Origin of the sequence: Mycobacterium sp. 1274756.6 (assembly GCF_001668625.1) — a bacterium.
GTDB lineage: Bacteria > Actinomycetota > Actinomycetes > Mycobacteriales > Mycobacteriaceae > Mycobacterium.
This window is the reverse complement of sequence record NZ_LZLJ01000022.1, coordinates 1-1,053: the sequence shown is the minus strand read 5'-3', so window position 1 is coordinate 1,053 and position 1,053 is coordinate 1. Positions and strand designations below refer to the sequence as shown.

Genomic DNA, 1,053 nt, shown 5'->3' with positions numbered 1-1,053 from the left:
CGGTGCTGCTGGCAAAACTGAGCGCCTGCACCGATGTCCCCATCGGTTTCCCGATCGCCGGCCGCCAAGACCCCGCCCTGGAAAAACTAGTCGGATTCTTCGTCAACACCCTCGTACTCCGCGTGGACCTGACCGGAAACCCCACTGTTGCCGAACTTATCGAACAAGTCCGCCAAACAAGCCTCACCGCCTTCGAAAACCAAGACGTGCCCTTCGAAGTCCTCGTCGAACGACTCAACCCCGCCCGCTCATTGACCCACCACCCACTGATTCAGGTCATTCTGGCTTGGCAGAACTTCGCCGGCGACCCGGCCGCCACCTCGGCACTCGGCGACGTGCAGGTCAGTCCACTTGACTCCGGCACCCGCTCCGCCCGCATGGATCTGGTGATTTACCTCAAGGAGCGGTGGAGCGAAACCGGAACGCCTGCGGGTATTTACGGTGCCGTCGAATACCGCACCGATGTGTTTGATGCGGGGAGTATCGAAACGTTGGTGTCGCGGTTGGAGCGGGTGTTGGTGGCGATGGTGGCTGATCCGGGTCGGCTGGTGTCGTCGGTGGGTGTGGTTGATGAGGTGGAGTCGGCGCGTCTTGATGGGTTGGGTCATCGGTCGGTGTTGACCCGCCCGGTTGTGGGTGGGGTGTCGATTCCGGGGTTGTTTGGGGTGCAGGTGGTCCGGGCGCCGGGGGCGGTGGCGTTGCGGTGTGGGGGTGTGTCGTGGACGTATCAGCAGTTGGATGAGGCGTCGAATCGGTGGGCGCATCTGCTGGCCGAATACGGTGCTCGCCCGGGTGGGTGTGTGGCGTTGGTGGTGGAGCGTTCGGCGGTGGCGGTGGCTGCGGTGTTGGGGGTGTTGAAGACCGGGGCGGGGTATGTGCCGGTGGATGTGGGGTTGCCGGCGGGTCGGGTTTTGTTCATGTTGGCTGATGCGGCTCCGGTGGTGGTGGTTGCTGGTGGGCAGTGGGCGGGCCGGTTGGCGGGGTCTTGGCGGCCGGCGATCGGGAAACCGATGGGGACATCGGTGCAGGCGCTCAGTTTTGCCAGCAGCACCG

At 64.3% G+C, this 1,053-nt stretch carries 1 pseudogene; it reads left to right on the top strand.

What is annotated here, in order from left to right:
• Positions 1-983: pseudogene (locus tag A5643_RS03170) on the top strand (condensation domain-containing protein); the annotation flags it as partial.
• Positions 984-1,053: the final 70 nt, after the last annotated feature.